Below are 20,294 nucleotides of genomic sequence, written 5' to 3' on the forward strand. Positions count from 1 at the left end.
ATATCGTTTTTAGTGGACGTGAGAAAGGTGATAAACATGGAACGTTTTTTTAAATTGCAACAACATGGTACGACAATTGGAAAGGAATTTTCTGCAGGATTTATTTCATATATAACCGTTGTCTACATTATTATTGTCAATGCAACAATCCTCGCTGTAGCGGGAATTCCTATGGAAGCGGGTATCATTGCTACTATTTTAACTAGTTTCATAGGATGTGTAGTGATTGGGTTATGGGGGAATACACCGATTCTCCTCATTCCTGGAATGGGATTAAATGCGATGTTTACCTATACAATTGTACAATCCGGAGGATTTACATGGCAGGAAGCATTAGCTATGGTTTTTGTAGCGGGACTCATTTTCGTTGTTATTGCTTTTACACCATTAGCGAAAGTGATTACTTCCTCAATTCCAGCCTCTTTAAAAGAAGCGATTACGATTGGGATTGGAATTCTGTTGATATTAATTGGGTTTGACAACGCAGGGATAATTACTAGTTCAGAACACACTCTGCTTGCTATCGGTGATTTAAGTAGCCCGACAGTGATAATTACTTTTATTGGTTTAATTATTACGGTTTTATTATTTATTAAAAATGTACCCGGTAATCTATTGTTAAGTATTTTGATTACATCGGTATTAGCGATAATGTTTGGGGGATCAAACGTAGAGGGAATCTCCTTATCTACACCAGATTTCAGTGAATACTTTGGTGTGTTTGGTCAATTATCTTGGGCACAAGCAGGGAATATTATTTTTTGGCTAACTTCAATTTCACTTGCAATGGTGCTAGTATTTGAAAATATTGGTTTAATACATGGACATACGAACATGTTAAAACGTCCTGAGAGTAGTAAAAAATCCCTTCAGGCTACAGCCGTTTCTGTTTTATCTTCTGGAGTTTTTGGAACGAGCCCAACTGTTGCTTCAGTGGAGTCAGCTGCTGGAATTACGGCTGGAGGAAGAACTGGACTAACAAGTATTGTAACAGGGGTTATGTTTTTAGTTTCTATTTTATTTATACCAGTGATAAAAGTGGTTCCCGCAAGCGCGGTTTCACCAATTCTAATCTTAATTGGGGTTCTGATGTTGCAAAACATTGTGAACATTTCAATGGATGATTTCACTGAGAGTTTCCCGGCGCTTTTAATTATCGTGTTAATTCCATTAACGTATAGTATTGCGGACGGCATGGCAATCGGCTTTATTATGTACCCTGTCATGAAACTTTTGATGGGCAAAGGAAAAGAAATCCATCCGGCACTATATATGATTGCGATATTGTTTATTAGTAATTTTGTCATTCAATATGTGTACTAAAAAATAGCAGTCCTTTATGGGCTGCTATTTTTGTTTAGAACATTCCATTTTCATTAGGAAAGTTTTCAGGTAGGGATTGTCCAATATCCCACAATTCAACAACCTTATTATTTTCGAAACGAAAGATATGTACAACTGCTGCACCACGATCGTCAGGATTTTGTCTGATGTGGGAGTATACAACAACCTTGTCACCTTCTTCTATGGCAAGTTTCACATCGAAAATCTTATGGGGATTCTTGACAGCATTTTCTTCCATAGCGAGCATAAGACTTTTTGCATCTCCACGAAAATGAGGATTATGGTGACAAAAATCAGTGTCGATGTATCGTTCGTATGCTTCTCTTACATTCCCTGACACAACGAGATTTAGAAAAGATAATGCTTTATCTTTAAGTGAGGAAGGGGGTGTGCTTCTTAGATCCGGATTCATTTTAATCATCCTTTTTAAAAAATTATATCTATTAAAATAAATGGGTGTCAATTATGGGAATTATTATTCACAGGTTGTATGATAAACTTTAAAAAGTTACAGAAGAAGAGGTCTTATGAGCATGCGATATGAAGAAAAGGAAAATTTATATTTTCATATAGACTTGAGTCATCTGAAAATCAAACTGTTATTACATTGCATGGCGAAATCAAGGGGTTAATAGGTTTTGGCAAAGTTTTTGGTAAGGTAATGGCAGGTGAATTTATAAAAGCCAGTGCTAAAGATTTAGATGCATTAAAAAGCTATTTAGAGAGATAAGTATATGGTGTTATAAAATAAGTTGAATAACATTTTTTACTTTTTCCGATAATGAAGAAGGTGTAACAGCAACATAGGTAGAATTACATAATATAGAAAAATTTATGAAATTGTAGGTGGATATGATGGGAAGAATCGTTCATTTTGAAGTACATGTGGATGACATGGAGCGAGCAAAGAAGTTTTATGGGGAAGTGTTTGGTTGGAAATTTGAAGATTGGACGGACTATGCGGGGATGCCTTATTTTGGAGCTGTGACAGGGGATGCAAATGAACTTGGTATTAATGGTGCTTTAATGCAAAGACAAGGTCCTCCTCCTGGAGCAAACCAACCTCTGAATGGTTTTGCCTGTACTATGGGTGTGGCGGATTATGATTCAACTGAACAGAAAATCTTGGCTAATGGTGGGAAGGTTGCGTTGCCGAAATATGCACTTCCAGGTATGGCGTGGCAGGGATATTATATTGACACTGAAGGAAATATCTTTGGAATTCATCAACCAGATGAGAATGCGAAATAAGTCTTAATCGTTCCTTCAAATAATAAAGCCTTTTGCCCAATTATGGGTGAAAGGCTTATTAGTTTGATATGTATTTGTTTAGCGATGCTGGTCGAATAAAATTTGATTCCCGTCTGGATCTTCTATGACAAAATGAGCAGGTCCTTCACTTGATTCATCTGCTTCAGTCAGCATAGTCATTCCTTTTTCTTTTAGCTGCTTTTGAATTTCGCGAACGTCTGTAAACGACTCGAGATTTTGTGCGCTTTGATCCCACCCAGGATTAAAAGTGAGAATGTTCTTATCAAACATTCCTTGGAATAAACCGATTACAGTATCACCATTTTTTAAGATGAGCCAATTTTGATTGATATCCCCACCTAGTGTCTGAAATCCTAGGTTTTCATAAAATTCCTTTGATTTGTGAATGTCTTTTACATTTAAACTGACAGAAAATGCTCCAAGTTTCATTTTTTACCTCCTCATTATGGTTTAATTTAACTATAAAGGAGTACTTGGAAATTCACAAGGATATCAGGGTATGATCCATTCAAATTATGGGATAAAATACCAATTGTAATACACGAGGATCATGCTAGAACTTAAATAGATTTATTGAGAGGATGAACAAATGTGACGTATGAAGAAATTATGGAAAAACTTGAGGAAATAGGTTCCGAGCAAATAAAGCAAATTTATAAGAATCATGGTGTAAGAGAGCCGCATTTTGGAGTTAAAATTGGGGATTTAAAAAAGCTTGTTAAGTTTGTAAAGAAAGATTATGAATTAGCGTTAAAATTATATGATTCTGGTAATCATGATGCCATGTATTTAGCGGGTCTCTCGGTAAATCCCAAGCTAATTTCAAAGGAGACGTTACAAGATTGGGCAACTAAAGCATATTGGTATATGGCTGCAGAATATACTGTTGCACAAGTGGCGGCTGAAAGTAAGTTTGCACTCGAATTGGCAAGGGAATGGATGAGATCTGAGGAAGAAATGATTGCAGTTTGTGGATGGAGTACATACTCAAATTATTTATCAATTACACCAGATGAAGAACTAAATATTCCAGAAATAAGAGACCTGTTGAATCAAGTGAAAAGTACGATCCATGAAGAGCGAAATCGGGTTCGCTATGTGATGAATAGCTTTGTTTTGTCTGTGGGTAGTTATGTAGCGGAGCTAAATGATGAAGCAAAGCAAGTCGCAGCACATATTGGAAAGGTGCATGTAGATGTAGGGAATACAGCATGTAAAGTTCCTCTTGCAACTGATTACATAAAGAAGGTAGAAGCGAAAAATCGAGTAGGTATGAAAAGAAAGACTTGTATTTGTTAACTCCAATACGTAATGGATTCACATATTTTTATAAAACTAGAAGGTGAAAAAGATGGAAAAAACAAGAACGATTGAAGCGGTAGACCAATATATTTCGGAACTACCTGAAGATATTCAGAGCATTACACTTGCTTTAAGAAAAATCATACTAGATGCATCTCCAAACTTAATTGAGGAATATAAGTGGTCGATGCCGAATTACACCTACAATGGATTGGTGTGTTATCTTCAGGCCTCTAAAAAACATGTGAATCTTGGTTTCCATAGGGGTGTTGAACTTCAAGAAAAGGATACAAATCAATTATTACAAGGGTCAGGCAAAGGGATGAGGCATATTAGGATTAAAAAAATGGAAGAGATTCAGCCTGATGTTTTTAACGAATTAATTAAGGCTGCGATGGATTTGAATGAGAAATAAGCTCAGTGTATCTGATTTCAGCAAATAGAATTCAGGCAGATAACGAGTGGGGGTATCTAACATATGGATTTTGAAGTTATTATCGTTGGTGCTGGATCGATGGGAATGGCAGCTGGCTACTACTTAGCGAAGAAAGGGAAGCGTGTATTATTGATAGATTCCCATAATCCTCCACATACAGAAGGATCACATCATGGAGAAACAAGAATTATTCGCCATGCCTATGGAGAAGGCGAGAGTTATGTTGAGATGGCACTAAGGGCACAGGCCTTGTGGAATAAGCTTCAAGAGCTGTCAGAAGAACAAATTTTTGTAAATACAGGGGTTATTAATGTTGGTCTTCCTGATTCTCCATTTATTCAAAATGTAATGAGTAGTGCCGAGAAATTTTCTTTAAATGTGGAACAGTTATCCGCTGCGGAAATTAATGAAAAATGGAATGGTTTTAGTGTACCAGAGGGTTATATAGGCTGTTATGAGTTGGATTCAGGTGTATTAATGAGTGAGAAGTGCATAAGTGCTTATAAGACAGAGGCTTTAAAAAATGGAGCAGTTCTTAAGCCTAATTCACCTGTGACATCCATAAGCATATTTGAGAATCATGTAGAGGTACAAACAGAAAATGATAGCTTTACAGCTGAGTCACTCGTCTTTACTCCGGGTGCGGGTGCTAGAAAAGTTCTTCCACTTATTGGACTAGAATTGCCGTTACAGGAAGTAAGAAAAACCTTTTCGTGGTTTGATACTGATGAGGGTATCTATCATTCTGATACGTTTCCAGCCTTCACATTTGAATTGCCTACAGAAACATTCTATGGTTTTCCTAGTATTAATGAAGCAGGTGTTAAAATTGGGCGTCACGATGAGGGACAACCTAGAAATATGGAGAAACCTATTGAAGAATTTGGAACTCATGAAAATGATATACAGGATGTAACTCGTTTTGCAGAGAACTTTTTAGATAAGGTTGGACTTCACAAGTTGGGGAAGGTATGTACATATACGAACACACCAGATGAAGATTTTATTATTGATAAACACCCAAGTTATGATCATGTCGTGATTGCTTGTGGATTCTCAGGCCATGGCTTTAAGTTTAGTAGTGTAGTAGGGGAAATTTTAAGTGAATTAGTAACTGGGGATCGTAATACAAAGTTTGATATTCGTCCTTTCTCAATCAAGCGATTTGATAACTAAGCGATGTTGGTGAACGTTAAAAAGCAGTCCTAAGGGGCTGCTTTTTGTATTAGTTTTGGGACAAGGGACCTGTCCCCGTGTACCAAAATCTAAATTTTTTATAAATTCAAGCAATAGGATTGACAGTTCTACACTAGTCTTATTAATATTATGTTATACAGACGAAAGTGAATAAAACGTAATGTTACTGATTTAGTGTAGAGGAGTGGGGAGTTTGAAGCTAAGAGCAAAGAGAAGTGAGCTAGTGGAAGTAGCAAAGGGGAATATACCTGCTGATTTGTACATAAAAGGTGGGACAGTCATTAATGTGTATTCTGGTGAATTTTTAAAGCTAAATGTGGCTGTATATAAGGATAGTATCGCGTATGTTGGTGAAAGTGAAGCGATGGTTGGAGAGCATACGGAGGTTATTCATGCTGAAGGAAAGTACGTGTCTCCTGGGTTCATTGAGGCACATTCTCATCCATGGGTTGTCTATAACCCTATCAGCATTACAAGCAAGGTGTTGCCACTGGGTACAACCACATCGGTCAATGATAATTTATTTTTCTATTTACATATGGGAGCGAAAGGTTTCAAGGACATGGTTTATGACTTAAAGTCCCTTCCAGGAAATTTCCTTTGGCTTGTAAGACTTGTTTCACAGGCGGACTATCCAGGTGAACGTGAGTGGTATAATCATCAAGATATTCAGGAATTATTAGCATTGGACGAAGTGGTTGGTTCAGCTGAAGTAACACGCTGGCCGCTCCTTTATAATGGAGATCCGTTTCTTCTAGAAACAATGGATTATGTAAAAGAAATCGGAAAGGTTTCCGACGGCCATACTTCAGGCTGTTCGTATGAAAAATTAAATGCGATTGTCGCTTCAGGCGTGACTGCGTGCCATGAGGCGATTACGGCCAAAGAAGCATTAGACCGCCTTCGATTGGGGATGTGGACGACATTACGAAACAGTTCGCTTCGACCAGATTTAGAAGAAGTGATTAAAATGATTACAGAAGGTAAGGTCAGCACAAGTAGAATTGTGATGACAACAGATGGGCCACATCCTGGCTTTATTGAAAGAGAAGGATTTGTTGATGGACTTGTTCGTCAAGCAGTTGAACTTGGTGTTCCAGTGATGGACGCCATTCAAATGGTAACAATCAATGCAGCTACATACCTTCGCCTTGAGGATTATATTGGGGGCATTGCCCCGGGAAGAAAGGCAGACATCCTCCTGCTTCCAGACCTAGTTGACTTCCGCCCGGACTTAGTTGTTGCAAGTGGCGAAATAGTTGCGGAAAATGGACAATTATTCGCATCGATGCCGGAAATAGACTGGACAAAATATGTGGTGAGAGAAGCATTTGAATTCCCGAAATCTGTGTTAGAAAACCCAGAACTCTATCAATATCCACATCCAGATGAGAATGAACCATTACCAGTTTCATATTTTAAGAGTAATGTCATTACCGCTAGGAAGGATACCATCATCCCATCTGTGAATGGTGTTGCGGATCTTTCAGGTCATGAAGGTCTAATGTATTCAGCATTGATTGATCGAAGAGGAAATTGGGTCAGTAGAGCTGTCCTGGAAAGATTTGCTGTTACCCTTGATGGGATGGCTTCGACGTACAATACGACGACAGAGTTACTTGTTGTTGGAAGAAACCATCAAGCGATGGCAAAAGCAGCAGCACGGGCTTATGAAATGGGTGGAGGTATTGTCATTGTGGATGGAAATGACATCATCCTTGAAATCCCGTTACCACTTACAGGTATGATGACTACGAACCCTTCATTTGATAAAGCCGTGCAATATCATGATGAATTGCTTCAAACACTGCAGGAAAGGGGATTCCCATTCCATGATATACTCTATACTTTATTGTTTTTAACCTGCGACTTCCTTCCGGGTTTACGCTTGGTGCCGTATGGTCTATATGAAGTTAAAAAGGATGACATTTTGCTAAAGGCAGAAGCGTTTGGGTCAGAGGTAACGAAGTAATATAAATAAGCAACCAACAAACACGGAAAGATAAATGTTTGTTGGTTGCTTTTTGTTTAGGTTAATAATTCTCCAAACTCCTCAGCAATAAATTTCAACAAAGCCCTTACTGCGAAAGATTGATACCTGTCTTTTTTGGTAATGACAACAAGCTCCCACATTGGAGGTGATTCGAGTGGAATCATGTTTATTTGAGTTTTATCCATTTTTGAATACGTTGATTTAGGTAAAAGAGTAACCCCCAATTGTGCAATCACAAGTTCCGTTATCAAGTCCCATTGTGAACTCACATAAGCAATTGTAGGAGTGAATCCAGCATTTTGACATTGTTGAATAATCAAATTATGTAAAGCAAATTCTTGATTAAAGAGAATAAAAGGTTCTGTTTCAAGTTGTTCAAGTTTTACGCAATCCTCATTAGATAATCGGTGTCTGGGATGAGTGAATAGCATAAATTCTTCTTTAATAAAGGGGGCGACCCAAAATTTATGGTGGTCGGTCGGATTTACTACAACACCAACGTCTACTTGCCCCTCATCTACCAAATGTTCAATACGCTTGGCACCAAGTTCAATTAATTCTAACGACACTTGCGAATGTTGCTTTCCAAATTCTTGCGCAATAGTTGGAAAGAAGAGTGTTCCAATTAAAGGGGGTATCCCAATTTTGATTTTTCCTGTCGGCAGATTGATAAGATCGTCTAATAAGGTATGTAGTTCGTATGTGGCACCTAGTATTTTAGTTGCTTGCTTATATACGAGTTTACCTGCATCTGTCAAAACTAATTTTCGAGTTGAGCGTTCGAATAATTCAACGTTAAGGTCAGTTTCTAATTTTTTAATGGATTTACTTAAGGTTGGTTGTGATATGTAGGTGTTAACTGCTGCTTTTGTAAAACTACCGTAATCTACAACTTCCATAAAGTAGCGTAAATCTTTTAACTCCATACATGCCTCCTTTTATTCCATTTTGTAATAAAGTTTATTCTTAATATTCATTTTACGGATAAATTGGGTTGTTGTAAAATCTCATTAAGAAGATATTGAAAATTAAGAAAAATTATTGGGGGAGTTCAAATATCCTTAGTTCGGGAGGAAAAATATGAAAACAATATTTATAAGTTTTGAAGAGGCTGTAAGCGCTATTAAAAGTGGAATGACCTTAATGGTAGGTGGGTTTGGCCTTGTTGGAATTCCAGAAAATTTAATTCTTGGCCTAGGGCAGGCGAATGTAAAGGATTTAACAGTGATCTCAAATAACTGTGGTGTAGATGATTGGGGACTCGGGATCCTTTTGCAAAATAAACAAATCAAAAAGATGATTTCCTCTTATGTGGGAGAAAACAAGGAGTTCGAAAGACAAGTGCTAAGTGGCGAATTGGAGGTTCAACTAGTTCCACAAGGGTCATTAGCAGAGAAAATCAGAGCTGGTGGAGCAGGTATCCCAGCATTTTATACCCCGGCAGGAGTGGGAACTCAAATCGCGGAGGGACGTGAAACAAGAGAGTTTAATGGAAAAGAATATTTACTAGAAGAAGGTTTAACAGCCGATTATAGTCTAGTGAAAGCATGGAAAGCAGATAAATTAGGGAATTTAGTTTATCGACAAACAGCTCAAAACTTTAATCCAATCATGGCAGCAGCTGGGAAATATACGATTGCAGAGGTAGAGGAGATTGTAGAAGTTGGCGAACTCGAACCTAACGAAATTCACACACCCAGCATTTATGTTCAGGGACTTGTTATAGGTAAGCATGAAAAACGAATTGAGAGATTAACAATAAGAGATTAGGGGAGGGAAAACAATGTCGAATAACGTGAGAGTGAAGATTGCAAAAAGGGCGGAGCAGGAAATTAAGGATGGTAATTATGTGAATCTGGGGATTGGCATGCCAACAATGGTGGCAAATTATATTGCGGACAATAAACATGTGGTTTTACAATCGGAAAACGGATTATTAGGAATTGGGCCTTACCCTTCGAAGGAAGAGGTAGACCCTGACCTTATCAACGCAGGAAAAGAAACAGTCACGGCGATGAAGGGAGCTAGCTTTTTTAGCAGTGCCGAGTCTTTTGCTATGATTCGCGGGGGACATATAGATATTGCAATCCTAGGTGGTATGGAAGTGGCTGAGAATGGCGATTTAGCCAACTGGATGATTCCTGGCAAGATGATTAAAGGCATGGGTGGAGCCATGGACTTAGTTCACGGTGCCAAAAAGACGATTGTCATTATGGAGCATGTGAATAAACAAGGTCAGCCTAAACTATTGAAGAAATGTAGTCTACCACTTACAGGTCAAAACGTTGTGGATCGCATTATAACAGATCGAGCCGTTATTGATGTTACAGAGAATGGCTTAAAATTAGTTGAGGTAGCAAAGGGGTATAGTGTAAAAGATATAGTAGAAAATACTGAGGCTGAATTAATCATAGATAATGAAGTTAGTCTTGAAGCATATTAGATACGAAAAAGGATAAGGCAACACCTTATCCTTTTTCTGATATTTTAAATAAACATCCCTGCAATAGCAGCACTTAATAAAGAAGCAAGCATCCCTGCAGCAACTGATCGTAATCCCAATTTTGCGATATCTGCGCGTCGTGATGGTGCTAGTCCACCTAAACCACCAAGCAGAATGGCCATCGAACTTAAGTTTGCAAAACCACATAATGCAAAACTGACAACGATGACTGTTTTTTCAGTTAGTTCAGGAATTTGAGGGGCAAAATAAGAATATGCCACGAATTCATTTAGGACAAGCTTCTGACCTATAAAGCTTCCAGCCGTGATTGCTTCTGACCATGGTACACCCACGGCAAATGCAATTGGTGAAAAGATGATTCCTAAGATGCTTTCAAGACTCAAAGCGTTATAACCAAATATACCACCTAGTCCACTTAATATTCCGTTTATTAACGCAATAAGTGCAATAAAGGCGAGTAACATGGCACCAACATTTAAAGCAAGTTGTAAACCATCACTTGCACCCCGGGCTGCAGCATCAATTACGTTAGTCGAATCAGTATCTTTTTGCATTTCATAATCTTTAATGTTTGAATGCTCGGTCTCAGGCATAATAATCTTTGCTAAAATAAGTCCAGCTGGTGCAGCCATGAAACTTGCAGCCAGAAGGTATTCTAAGGGAACACCTAGGAGCGCATACCCTACTAGGACAGAACCCGCAACCGAAGCTAGTCCACCTGTCATTACTGCAAATAGTTCCGAGTTGGTCATTTTAGCTAAGTAAGGACGAATGACCAAAGGTGCTTCTGTCTGGCCAACAAAGATATTTGCAGCTGCAGACATGGATTCAGTCATGGAGGTTCCGAGTAACTTAGATAATGCTCCTCCGATGATCTTGATGAACCATTGCATAATCCCAAGATAATAGAGGATTGAGATTAATGAAGAAAAGAAGATAATAATCGTTAACACGTGTATTGCAAAAATAACACCAAATTCCTCAGTATTCGAAAGCGACCCAAATAGAAAAGAAATTCCTTCATTAGCGTAGTTAACAATATCCTGAACCCTCATTGAAACCCATTTAAGTGCCGCTCTTCCTGTCTCCCATTTTAAAACAATAAAAGCAAAACTCAATTGGATAAGTAATCCAATCAGGATTGTTCTGGGATTAATACTACGCCTGTTACCCGATATTAATAAGCCTATCCCAAGTACAACCAAGATTCCGAATATCCCCCAAAGTATGTTCATTAAATCACCTCTAATGGTAGATTTATCATCATTGATAAAGAATATACGAAATAAAGCTTGTATTAGGATAGACTTTTTGCTGTATTATCTTTAATTAATGTGAAACAGCCTCTATATTATAAGGCCGATCATACCCTGCATATCCAGGAATCGACCATACGCCGATTTTCGCTTTTTTCGCTTGCTCCATGGCTGCAATATAATCATCTAGATACTTTTTGTCTTCATAGATATATCTTACGATTAGAAGTCCTTCTTTTAACATTGTTTCTTGAATGTTTTCACCCGTTAGTAAGAAGCCGTAGACAAGTAGGCGATCGTATTTATCACGACTATTACCTTTACCTAACTCAAGAACAATTTCTTTTCCTTCCACTAAATTATTTAAATAATCACGTGCTTCCTCTGCAAATGGCATAGGGCCACCTTTAATTTCACTTGAATCTACTAGTAAAAAACGAAGGGACTCCTTTTTACCATTTACAATCGCTTTACAAGTGTCACCGTCATAACAAGTTTCTATATGAGCCGTTACAACTTTATCTTCATTAACTCCATCTGGCAGTTTCGTAAGGACTTCAGTTAAATTTTCAATTTCTCCAGCAAATTCTGCAGCATTACCTACCGCATCGCTGAACTCTTCTAATTCGTTTGAACCGACAATTTCGCTAGCTTGCTCAACTTTGTCTGCTAGTTCTTGAATTCCTTGTACATCAACGGTATCCGAACAAGCGGATAGGATTGTAGTACTTAAGAATACGATTAATGTCTTTATTAGTTTCTTCATTGTTTCTCCCTTTTTCTAACTTATCTATGTTACTAATTAATAATATGAAATATCTCGAAAAATTCAAGGGTTGAATGTACCGAACCATATAGAAGGGTATCTTCTTTTATAAGTCACAAAATTTTCATTTGCATACAATAGGGGGGTATCGTACACTTTAATTATGAAGATAAAATGATATTGATAAATTCAAGATATATTGATAATGGGCTTAATTACCCTTTTTTTTTTCGAAAAAATTTATACCTACTATAGCTATTCGCGTAAAAAAGTTAATCTTAATCACTCTTTTTCGTTGACTTGAATACTATAGGGGGGTATAGTAAGATTATAAAGTAAAGGAAGTGATTGATTTGGATAAATTTTTACATGAGCACCCGAGTCAACCAAGATCAAAAGATGAAAAGCAAGCTATTGTTAACCGTTTAAAACGTATTGAAGGTCAAGTTCGTGGCATACAGAAAATGGTTGAAGAAGATCGTTATTGTGTAGATATTTTAGTACAAATAAGTGCCATCCAATCTGCATTAAAGCAAACTGGGTATACGATCACGGAACGACATATGAAACATTGTGTCAGTGATTCTATTAAGAATGGGGAAGGGCAAGAAGCGATTGACGAGTTAATGACTGTTTTAAAACAGTTCTCGAAATAGGGGGTATAGACGATGAGTGAGGCACAGCGTGCAATGCAGCATACAACACTTGGTGTAACGGGAATGACGTGTGCTGCGTGTTCCAACCGTATTGAAAAACAGTTAAATAAAATGGACGGGGTGGAAGCGCAGGTTAATTTAACAACGGAAAAAGCAACCGTTAATTATGACCCGGAAAAGATATCGATTGAGGAAATTACAAAGAAAATTGAAAATATCGGATATGGCGTAATAATGGAAAAAACAGAACTCGATGTTTTTGGGATGACATGTGCGGCCTGTTCAAATCGGATTGAAAAGGTATTGAATAAACAAAAGGGTGTTAAGGTGGCAACGGTCAACTTAACGACTGAAAGTGCCGCCATTGAATATAACCCAGGAATGGTCGATGTCAAAGACTTGATTGAGAGGATACAGAAGCTAGGGTATGACGCGAAACTAAAGGTGGAAGCTGAGGAAAAGCAAACCTACAAAGAAAGAGAGCTTCAATCCAAAAAAATAAAATTAATTATTTCGGCACTGCTGTCAGCACCGTTGTTAATTACGATGCTTGTTCATTTATTTGGAATGACCATACCGGCTATTTTTATGAATCCATGGTTTCAATTTGCATTAGCAACGCCAGTTCAATTTATTATCGGCTGGCAATTTTATGAAGGTGCCTATAAGAACCTTCGAAATGGTGGGGCTAATATGGATGTGCTAGTCGCCTTAGGTACAAGTGCCGCGTATTTTTACAGTTTATATGAAGCACTGAAAACCATCGGGAACGCACATTATATGCCACATTTATATTTTGAAACAAGTGCCGTTTTAATCACATTGATTTTATTCGGTAAGTTTTTAGAAGCAAGAGCAAAGAGTCATACAACAAATGCGATTTCCGAATTGTTGAATCTGCAAGCGAAAGAAGCACGAGTGATTCGTGATGGAAAAGAAATCATGATACCTGTTGAAGACGTTCTTGTTGGAGATCGTGTTCTTGTAAAACCTGGTGAAAAAATACCTGTAGATGGTATCATTGTGAAAGGAAGAACGTCTGTTGATGAATCAATGCTTACTGGTGAATCGATACCGATTGAAAAAGATCCAGGTTCAAAATTAATTGGATCCACGATTAATAAAAACGGCGCTATAGAAATGGAAGCAACAAAAGTTGGGAAAGATACAGCCCTTGCATCCATTATTAAAGTAGTAGAAGAAGCGCAAGGCTCAAAGGCGCCAATTCAACGTCTAGCTGATGTGATCTCAGGTTATTTCGTTCCAATTGTAATTGGCATTGCAATCTTAACCTTTGTTATTTGGATTGCTTTTGTGGAGCCAGGTCAGTTTGAACCTGCATTAGTCGCATCAATCGCTGTACTCGTGATTGCATGTCCGTGTGCTTTAGGTCTTGCCACTCCGACATCCATTATGGTTGGAACAGGTAGAGCAGCTGAGAGCGGAATCTTATTCAAAGGTGGAGAACACTTAGAACGTACACATCAAATTGAAGCGATTGTTTTAGACAAAACCGGAACTATCACAAAAGGTAAACCAGAAGTTACTGACTTTACGGGTGACGATGAAGCGTTGCAGCTATTAGCTAGTGCGGAAAAAGGTTCAGAACATCCACTTGCAGAGGCAATTGTTGCCCATGCAACAGAAAATGATATCGAATTTTTAGAGGTCGAAGATTTTAGAGCTATACCCGGCCATGGTATCGAAGCAAGAATTTCTGGCAAACACGTTCTTGTGGGAAATCGAAAACTGATGATGGATCATCTTATTATTACAACCGGTTCTGAAAAGCAATTAGTCGAATATGAAACACAAGGAAAAACAGCGATGTTGATTGCAATTGATGGAGAATATCGCGGTATGATTGCCGTGGCTGACACAATTAAGGAAACTGCGCCAGAAGCGATTAAGCAATTAAAAGAGATGGGTATTGAAGTCATCATGTTAACAGGTGATAACGAAAGAACTGCGCAAGCGATTGCGAAACAAGTTGGAATCGACCAGGTAATTGCACAAGTGTTACCTGAAGAAAAAGCAGACAAAGTGAAAGAGTTACAAGATAAAGGTAAAAAGGTTGCCATGGTTGGAGATGGCGTAAATGACGCACCTGCTCTTGTCACAGCAGATATCGGGATTGCTATTGGCACAGGAACAGAAGTTGCAATCGAAGCCGCTGACTTAACCATTCTTGGTGGGGAGTTATTGCTAATTCCAAAAGCCATTAAAATCAGTCATCAAACGATTAAAAATATTCGTCAAAATCTATTCTGGGCTTTCGGATACAATGTAGCAGGTATTCCGGTTGCAGCGATTGGATTACTTGCACCATGGATCGCCGGGGCTGCAATGGCATTAAGCTCAGTAAGTGTAGTTTCGAACTCACTTCGTTTAAAACGAGTGAAATTATAAACTAAGTGCTTGGGGCTCACATTATGGTTAATGATTATTGAGCTGAATGCGCAAAGTGCTAGATATTCTTGCACGTTAAAGGAGGTGAAAACATCATGGAAAAGAAAACATTAGACGTACAAGGTATGTCATGCGGTCACTGTAAAGCAGCAGTCGAGGGCGCATTGAAAAACTTAAATGGCGTATCAGCTGCTGAAGTTCACTTGGAAACAGGTAAAGTAGATGTTACTTATGATGAAACTAAAGTAGATGTCAATGCTATGAAAGAAGCAATTGAAGAAGAAGGCTATGATGTTGTAGCATAAAATTACATTACACAGTAAGGGAGTTCGTGGTTGAGACATGAACTCCCTTTTTTGGGACAATGGACCGTCCATCTATACGAGAGGAGGAATATGATGAACAAAATAATAGAGAAGTTGCAGGCTTTTTTGCCTGTAGGAGTGTATGTTCAAGTATCGGAGGATGAAGACGGAATTTTTGATATCCTAGAATCAGCTACAGATGAAATAATCGGGAGCTATTCTTTGAATGAAAAGGGAGAGTTAATAAGCTATTCGTTAGTGGATGATGCCCCAGAGGGAGAACTTAGAAAGGAAGAATTAACAGCGATTGCGAAAAAATTTGTTGACAACTTTTTTCCAGGACAGCAAGAATACGAGTTTTCGGGAATCCTAGATTTAGATAATCCGTACATGGTGACGTATGAAAAGAGAGATGAGAAATATGGTTTGTTTATACATAGCACCGGTTTCACGATAACTATTTCAACATCAGGTCAAATCATGAGTTTTTACAGTACAGATGAAGAATATGAGATTCGTTATTCTGATTTCGTTGTATCTGAAGAGGAAGCTTTGGAAAAATACATTGAAGGACTAGACTTCGAGTTGAATATACAAAAATTTGATCATGAAGTTTATAAGAATGGAGATAACAATTACCACCTTTCGTATAGTGTAATTGAACAGATCATGGAAATCCCTGTTGACGGGTCAGAGTTTCCAAGTATAAAAGAAGAATATCCAACGGATTTGACTATAGAAAAACGAGAGTGCTCAGTTAAGGATGTATACGAATTAGTCGGTCTAACAACTGACTATACACTTTTGCATAAGCAAGTATTGGATGGGAAACGGGTTGAAGTTTGGTCCAAGCAAGTATCTCTAGATTCGTATTCTTTTGATATGGAAGAAGAGTCCAATCATGTGATAAAGCTATGTTTTGGTGAGAAGGATGGGTTCCTTTTACAAGTTAAAAATGGGGAAGAACATGATAATAGTGGGGAAGATATTGGCTTAGAGAATGCCCAAGAGCGTGCAATGGGTCTGTTGTTTAAACTGTATCCTGATGCACATGAACGATTTAGACTTGAGATCTTTGAAACGGAAAATGATGAGTTCGATGATGTATTTGCGGATGAGGAAGAAGCAATCGAGCTTGAAGAAGATTTAAATGAAGCTGAAATGTTTGAAGAGGAGTTTGATGATTGGGATGAGGAATACATTGAAGTTGAGGAAACTTACACCTTCTATGTTCATTTATTCCATCAAGGGCTGCGAGTTGTTAATCATGTGACAGTAATCGAGGTTGGGAGATATACAGGTAAGATAACTCATTTCAACTTGGACGTACCATCCCTTGAATTATATAGTAATCTACCGACCAAGCCTATCATTTCAGTTGATGATGCTAAAGAAATATATAAAAGGCATTTGAAAATGGAACGAATGTTTATCCGTGAGTATGATGAAGACGGGATGTCTGTTTATAGTCTAGCTTATGTAGCAGACTTTCCAAATACAGTTGGTCACGTCCGTGCGATTGACGCAACCAGTGGGGAAGCGATGTATGTGGATGTTGGTGACGCTACTTTTATAAAGTGATTTTAGTAAAGCAGTCTATAGGGCTGCTTTTTTGGTTTGTTCAGGTGTCAAAATTAGTTTACATACATTAGGGGGGTATAGTAAACTATTGATACAAATAGTCTATTAATATTACGTGATATATACCTACCGGGTGTATTAATATAGGGGTGTGTTTAGGATGGATGAAGATGTGAAAAAAATAAAGATTGCCATTAATGGTGGCATTGGATTTGGTGCAAAGTTGAATGCAAAGCAACTTGTAGCAATTTCTAAATATATGAATGAAGATGAAGAGCTTGAACTGACGACATTCCAGCAGCTATACATTGAAATTCCTGAATTTCAAAAGGATGAAATCATTGAAGAATTCGAGCGGGTAGGATTAACTTGTTATCCAGTTGGAAACTTCGTTAAGAGTTTAAGAACGTGCAATTTTTGCAAAGGGGAAGAGGAAGAAGGCATGCCAGTTGCAAAGGAAGTTAATCGCCGTATTGCTGGGAAGCCTGTACCATTTACACTTAGGGTGGCATATACGGGTTGTCCGGTAGGCTGCGGTGAGCCGCTTGTTAATGACATCGGGATCATGAAAATCAGAGATCACTATCATTTATATGTTGGTGGGAAAGCAAAAGGAAAGGATGCTGAGGTTGGTACTTTATTGAAAGAGAACCTAACACCAGAAGAACTCTATGGTTCTATCGAAAATATCATTTCTACATATGCAGAGCAGGGTAAAAAGCGGGAGCAATTTTATAAATTCGTTAAGCGAATAGGGATAGACCAACTCACCAGCTAACAACGGGACAGTAGAGGTTGTTGTCCCAAATAATTGTATAAATTGATTATATCTTCATTTATACTTGGGATATATCAAGGTAATATGGAAGTGTTAGTATGAATGATTATTTTAAATCTGATTGTACTCATTGTTTTGGATTATGTTGTGTAGCCTTACCTTATGGGAAATCATCAGATTTTCCCTTTAATAAAGATGGTGGAGAGCCATGTCGCAATTTATGTTCAGATAGCCGTTGTAAAATTCATGAGGGATTAAGGGAAAAAGGGTTTCGTGGATGTGTTTCTTATGAGTGCTTTGGAGCCGGTCAACATGTCTCACAAACAATCTATAAAGGTAATGATTGGAGAGACAATTCAGAGCGAGCCAGTGAAATGTTCGAGGTATTTCCACTTGTACAACAACTACATGAAATGCTTTGGTATCTCAATCAAGCATTAAACTTGAGGGAAACTCAGTCATTTCATCTTAGTATGCAAAGTCTATACAACGAAACGTTACAATTAACGAAGAAAGCCCCTAAAGAAATTATACGGCTAGACATCGTCTCCCATAGAAGAGGGTTAATGAATACTTACAAGAAACTAGTGAAGTATACCGAAAAGATTTAACCGGAAAAAGGAAAGAGAAACAGAAACGGAAGGGTCTTGATTTCGTAGGTGCCAATCTAAAAGGGGCTGATTTGCAGGGTGCTAACTTCCGAGGAACTCTACTAATAGCAGCTAATCTGAGCCATGCTGATTTAAGAAAAGCTGACTTTATTGGTGCTGATCTTCGTGATGCAGACTTAAGTCATGCAAACCTAGATGATGCTCTTTTTCTAACACAGTCTCAAATCAATTCAGCTAGAGGAAATGTACATACAAAAATACCGAATTTTTTAGTTAGACCAGATCATTGGATAAAATAAAAATGCTAGGGACAGTTAACTGTCCCATATTATTTTTTCACTGGTTTCACAACAGAATCAGCCCGATTGTATTTGACTATTTCGAGGAGTTGTTCTGCCATGAATTGTGGACTGTATTTAAACCCGCCATTAATCCATTCTACGACCATCCCTAATATTGCATATGCTTGGTAATTGGCGTGAATCTCCCTATCAATTTTTTGATTGGTGAGTACGTCATGCAAGTCAGTTAAGACGAGATCCTTTAAGACGGTACAAAACTTATTTTGAAAGCCTGTTAAAGTGTGTGTTCTGACGATATGTGTATAAAAATTTGCGTATTTAAAGACATGGTCAAATATTTTTACCGCGGACGTAGATAGTTTTTTAATTTCCAATACTTCAACACCTTTATAGGGTTCCCGATAAGATTCAATCAAGTCAGTGATGACTTCATCCATAATCTCATGTAGAATATCTTCTTTATATTGAAAATGCTTATAAAATGTACCACGATTTAGGTCCGCAACCCGTACAATATCTGATATCGAAATCTTCTTTAAGTCTTTTTCATTCATTAAGGATAGTAATGCATCTTTCATTGCTCGCTTTGACTTTACAATTCGGCGGTCAAGATAGTCATTATTACTAGACATAAACATCCTCCCATGTTTGATAAAACAAAAATACTAGACAAATTCATATATATTTGTTTATTAGTAAACACTTAATCATGGTTTTGCTGATTGTAAGCGTATTATTCTTCTTATTATACTATAGATAGTTGTTGATTAACGTACAACTGTTTATTAAAATGCATTCTATCATAATTGGAGGAATGAACATGAGGCTAGAGAAAAAAGTAGCAGTTGTTACAGGTGCCGCTTCTGGTATGGGAAAATCAATTGCAATTCTGTACGCAAATGAAGGTGCAAAAGTAGTCGTTTCAGATATTAATATTGAAGCTGCTAATGCAACTGTTGATGAAATCAAGATAAATGGCGGAGAAGCTATCGCTGTTATGACCAATGTTGCAAAAGAAGAAGATATTCAACACTTAATTAATTCTGCTGTAACGAAGTATGGAACAGTAGATATTTTAGTAAATAATGCAGGAATTATGGACAACTTTGAACCAGCTGGAGAAATTGAAGACGAGAAATGGGAAAGAATTTTTGCGGTAAATACAACGAGTGTAATGCGCGCAACCCGTAAAGTACTGCCAATCTTTTTAGAGAAAAAGGCTGGGGTTATTATCAACGTAGCATCTGCAGGCGGACTTCAAGGGGCAAGAGCTGGTGCTGCTTATACCGCCTCTAAACATGCGGTAGTTGGATTCACGAAAAACACCGGTTTCATGTATGCTCAAAGTGGGATTCGTTGTAACGCGATTGCACCAGGCGGTGTTGAAACTAATATCAGTGCTTCGATGACTGGCAGAAGTGATTTTGGAATGGGCCGTATTATGCCAGGATTGGCTATCAATCCACGTACAGGTAAACCGGAAGAAATCGCAAGTATTGCACTATTCCTTGCATCAGATGACGCAAGTTTTGTCAACGGAACAGTCATCACCGGGGATGCGGGTTGGACAGCATATTAGGAAATGAAAAAGCTTGGGTCACATATGGTGATCCAAGCTTTTT

Annotated in this window: 21 protein-coding genes and 1 pseudogene; 16 read left to right on the forward strand and 6 right to left on the reverse strand. The window is 38.0% G+C overall.

The window, feature by feature from the left end; all coding sequences use genetic code 11:
• Positions 1-36 precede the first annotated feature (36 nt).
• Positions 37-1,323 (forward strand): NCS2 family permease, encoded by a 1,287-nt coding sequence (locus ACR65M_RS06980; RefSeq protein ID WP_341331149.1) that lies wholly within the window; start codon positions 37-39, stop codon positions 1,321-1,323.
• 34 nt (positions 1,324-1,357) lie between these two features.
• On the opposite strand, the gene ACR65M_RS06985 is transcribed toward ACR65M_RS06980, so the two are convergent.
• A complete protein-coding gene (locus tag ACR65M_RS06985) occupies positions 1,358-1,756 on the reverse strand; it encodes a nuclear transport factor 2 family protein (RefSeq protein ID WP_341331150.1) in 399 nt (132 codons plus the stop codon).
• Positions 1,757-1,951: 195 nt separating this feature from the next.
• Between ACR65M_RS06985 and ACR65M_RS06990 the strand changes: the two genes are divergently transcribed.
• Together ACR65M_RS06990 and ACR65M_RS06995 are read left to right on the forward strand one after the other, a co-directional pair.
• On the forward strand, positions 1,952-2,074 hold the full coding sequence (locus ACR65M_RS06990; RefSeq protein WP_440272940.1) for a hypothetical protein: 123 nt from the start codon (positions 1,952-1,954) through the stop codon (positions 2,072-2,074).
• Between the two features lie 125 nt (positions 2,075-2,199).
• A complete protein-coding gene (locus ACR65M_RS06995; protein WP_341331151.1) occupies positions 2,200-2,595 on the forward strand; it encodes a VOC family protein in 396 nt (131 codons plus the stop codon).
• Between the two features lie 78 nt (positions 2,596-2,673).
• On the opposite strand, the gene ACR65M_RS07000 is transcribed toward ACR65M_RS06995, so the two are convergent.
• Entirely contained in the window at positions 2,674-3,045 is a 372-nt protein-coding gene (locus ACR65M_RS07000) for a VOC family protein (RefSeq protein WP_341331152.1), read from the reverse strand.
• Positions 3,046-3,207: 162 nt separating this feature from the next.
• On the opposite strand from ACR65M_RS07000, the gene ACR65M_RS07005 reads away from it, so the two are divergent.
• The 4 genes from ACR65M_RS07005 (at position 3,208) to ACR65M_RS07020 (ending at position 7,523) form a co-directional block, all read left to right on the forward strand.
• The gene (locus ACR65M_RS07005) at positions 3,208-3,915 is read left to right on the forward strand and encodes a DNA alkylation repair protein (RefSeq protein WP_341331153.1); all 708 of its coding nucleotides are present in this window, start codon (positions 3,208-3,210) and stop codon (positions 3,913-3,915) included.
• Between the two features lie 52 nt (positions 3,916-3,967).
• On the forward strand, positions 3,968-4,333 hold the full coding sequence (locus ACR65M_RS07010) for a DUF1801 domain-containing protein (protein ID WP_440272941.1): 366 nt from the start codon (positions 3,968-3,970) through the stop codon (positions 4,331-4,333).
• A 63-nt stretch (positions 4,334-4,396) separates the two neighbouring features.
• On the forward strand, positions 4,397-5,530 hold the full coding sequence (gene solA, locus ACR65M_RS07015) for an N-methyl-L-tryptophan oxidase (protein ID WP_440272942.1): 1,134 nt from the start codon (positions 4,397-4,399) through the stop codon (positions 5,528-5,530).
• A 214-nt stretch (positions 5,531-5,744) separates the two neighbouring features.
• Complete coding sequence (locus ACR65M_RS07020; protein WP_440272943.1) at positions 5,745-7,523, forward strand: adenine deaminase C-terminal domain-containing protein; 1,779 nt, start codon at positions 5,745-5,747, stop codon at positions 7,521-7,523.
• A gap of 56 nt (positions 7,524-7,579) precedes the next feature.
• Here the strand turns inward: ACR65M_RS07020 and ACR65M_RS07025 are convergent, their stop codons facing one another.
• Positions 7,580-8,470, reverse strand: coding sequence for a LysR family transcriptional regulator (locus ACR65M_RS07025; protein WP_341331157.1), 891 nt, complete (start codon positions 8,468-8,470; stop codon positions 7,580-7,582).
• Positions 8,471-8,624: 154 nt separating this feature from the next.
• Here ACR65M_RS07025 and ACR65M_RS07030 point away from each other — a divergent pair, with 154 nt between their 5' ends.
• Both ACR65M_RS07030 and ACR65M_RS07035 read left to right on the forward strand, forming a co-directional pair.
• On the forward strand, positions 8,625-9,314 hold the full coding sequence (locus ACR65M_RS07030; RefSeq protein WP_341331158.1) for a CoA transferase subunit A: 690 nt from the start codon (positions 8,625-8,627) through the stop codon (positions 9,312-9,314).
• A 13-nt stretch (positions 9,315-9,327) separates the two neighbouring features.
• Positions 9,328-9,987, forward strand: coding sequence for a CoA transferase subunit B (locus tag ACR65M_RS07035; RefSeq protein WP_341331159.1), 660 nt, complete (start codon positions 9,328-9,330; stop codon positions 9,985-9,987).
• A 44-nt stretch (positions 9,988-10,031) separates the two neighbouring features.
• On the opposite strand, the gene ACR65M_RS07040 is transcribed toward ACR65M_RS07035, so the two are convergent.
• Together ACR65M_RS07040 and ACR65M_RS07045 are read right to left on the reverse strand one after the other, a co-directional pair.
• Positions 10,032-11,243, reverse strand: coding sequence for a NupC/NupG family nucleoside CNT transporter (locus ACR65M_RS07040; protein WP_341331160.1), 1,212 nt, complete (start codon positions 11,241-11,243; stop codon positions 10,032-10,034).
• A gap of 94 nt (positions 11,244-11,337) precedes the next feature.
• Positions 11,338-12,030, reverse strand: a complete 693-nt coding sequence (locus tag ACR65M_RS07045; protein WP_341331161.1) for a thermonuclease family protein — start codon at positions 12,028-12,030, stop codon at positions 11,338-11,340.
• Between the two features lie 353 nt (positions 12,031-12,383).
• Here ACR65M_RS07045 and ACR65M_RS07050 point away from each other — a divergent pair, with 353 nt between their 5' ends.
• From ACR65M_RS07050 to ACR65M_RS07075, 6 genes and pseudogenes are all read left to right on the forward strand, one after another.
• The gene (locus ACR65M_RS07050; RefSeq protein ID WP_341331162.1) at positions 12,384-12,686 is read left to right on the forward strand and encodes a metal-sensing transcriptional repressor; all 303 of its coding nucleotides are present in this window, start codon (positions 12,384-12,386) and stop codon (positions 12,684-12,686) included.
• A gap of 12 nt (positions 12,687-12,698) precedes the next feature.
• A complete protein-coding gene (locus ACR65M_RS07055) occupies positions 12,699-15,095 on the forward strand; it encodes a heavy metal translocating P-type ATPase (protein WP_341331163.1) in 2,397 nt (798 codons plus the stop codon).
• A 95-nt stretch (positions 15,096-15,190) separates the two neighbouring features.
• Positions 15,191-15,400: a copper chaperone CopZ gene (gene copZ / locus ACR65M_RS07060; RefSeq protein ID WP_341331164.1), complete on the forward strand. Its 210-nt coding sequence runs from the start codon at positions 15,191-15,193 to the stop codon at positions 15,398-15,400.
• A gap of 93 nt (positions 15,401-15,493) precedes the next feature.
• Positions 15,494-16,981, forward strand: coding sequence for a YcdB/YcdC domain-containing protein (locus ACR65M_RS07065; RefSeq protein ID WP_341331165.1), 1,488 nt, complete (start codon positions 15,494-15,496; stop codon positions 16,979-16,981).
• A gap of 160 nt (positions 16,982-17,141) precedes the next feature.
• On the forward strand, positions 17,142-17,759 hold the full coding sequence (locus ACR65M_RS07070; protein ID WP_440272944.1) for a nitrite reductase: 618 nt from the start codon (positions 17,142-17,144) through the stop codon (positions 17,757-17,759).
• A gap of 98 nt (positions 17,760-17,857) precedes the next feature.
• Positions 17,858-18,669: pseudogene (locus ACR65M_RS07075) on the forward strand (pentapeptide repeat-containing protein).
• Between the two features lie 29 nt (positions 18,670-18,698).
• On the opposite strand, the gene ACR65M_RS07080 reads toward ACR65M_RS07075, so the two are convergent.
• Positions 18,699-19,304, reverse strand: a complete 606-nt coding sequence (locus tag ACR65M_RS07080; protein ID WP_341331167.1) for a TetR/AcrR family transcriptional regulator — start codon at positions 19,302-19,304, stop codon at positions 18,699-18,701.
• Positions 19,305-19,492: 188 nt separating this feature from the next.
• Here ACR65M_RS07080 and ACR65M_RS07085 point away from each other — a divergent pair, with 188 nt between their 5' ends.
• A complete protein-coding gene (locus tag ACR65M_RS07085; protein ID WP_341331168.1) occupies positions 19,493-20,251 on the forward strand; it encodes an SDR family oxidoreductase in 759 nt (252 codons plus the stop codon).
• The last annotated feature ends 43 nt before the right edge of the window (positions 20,252-20,294 follow it).

This window comes from Ferdinandcohnia sp. SAFN-114 (assembly GCF_059415045.1).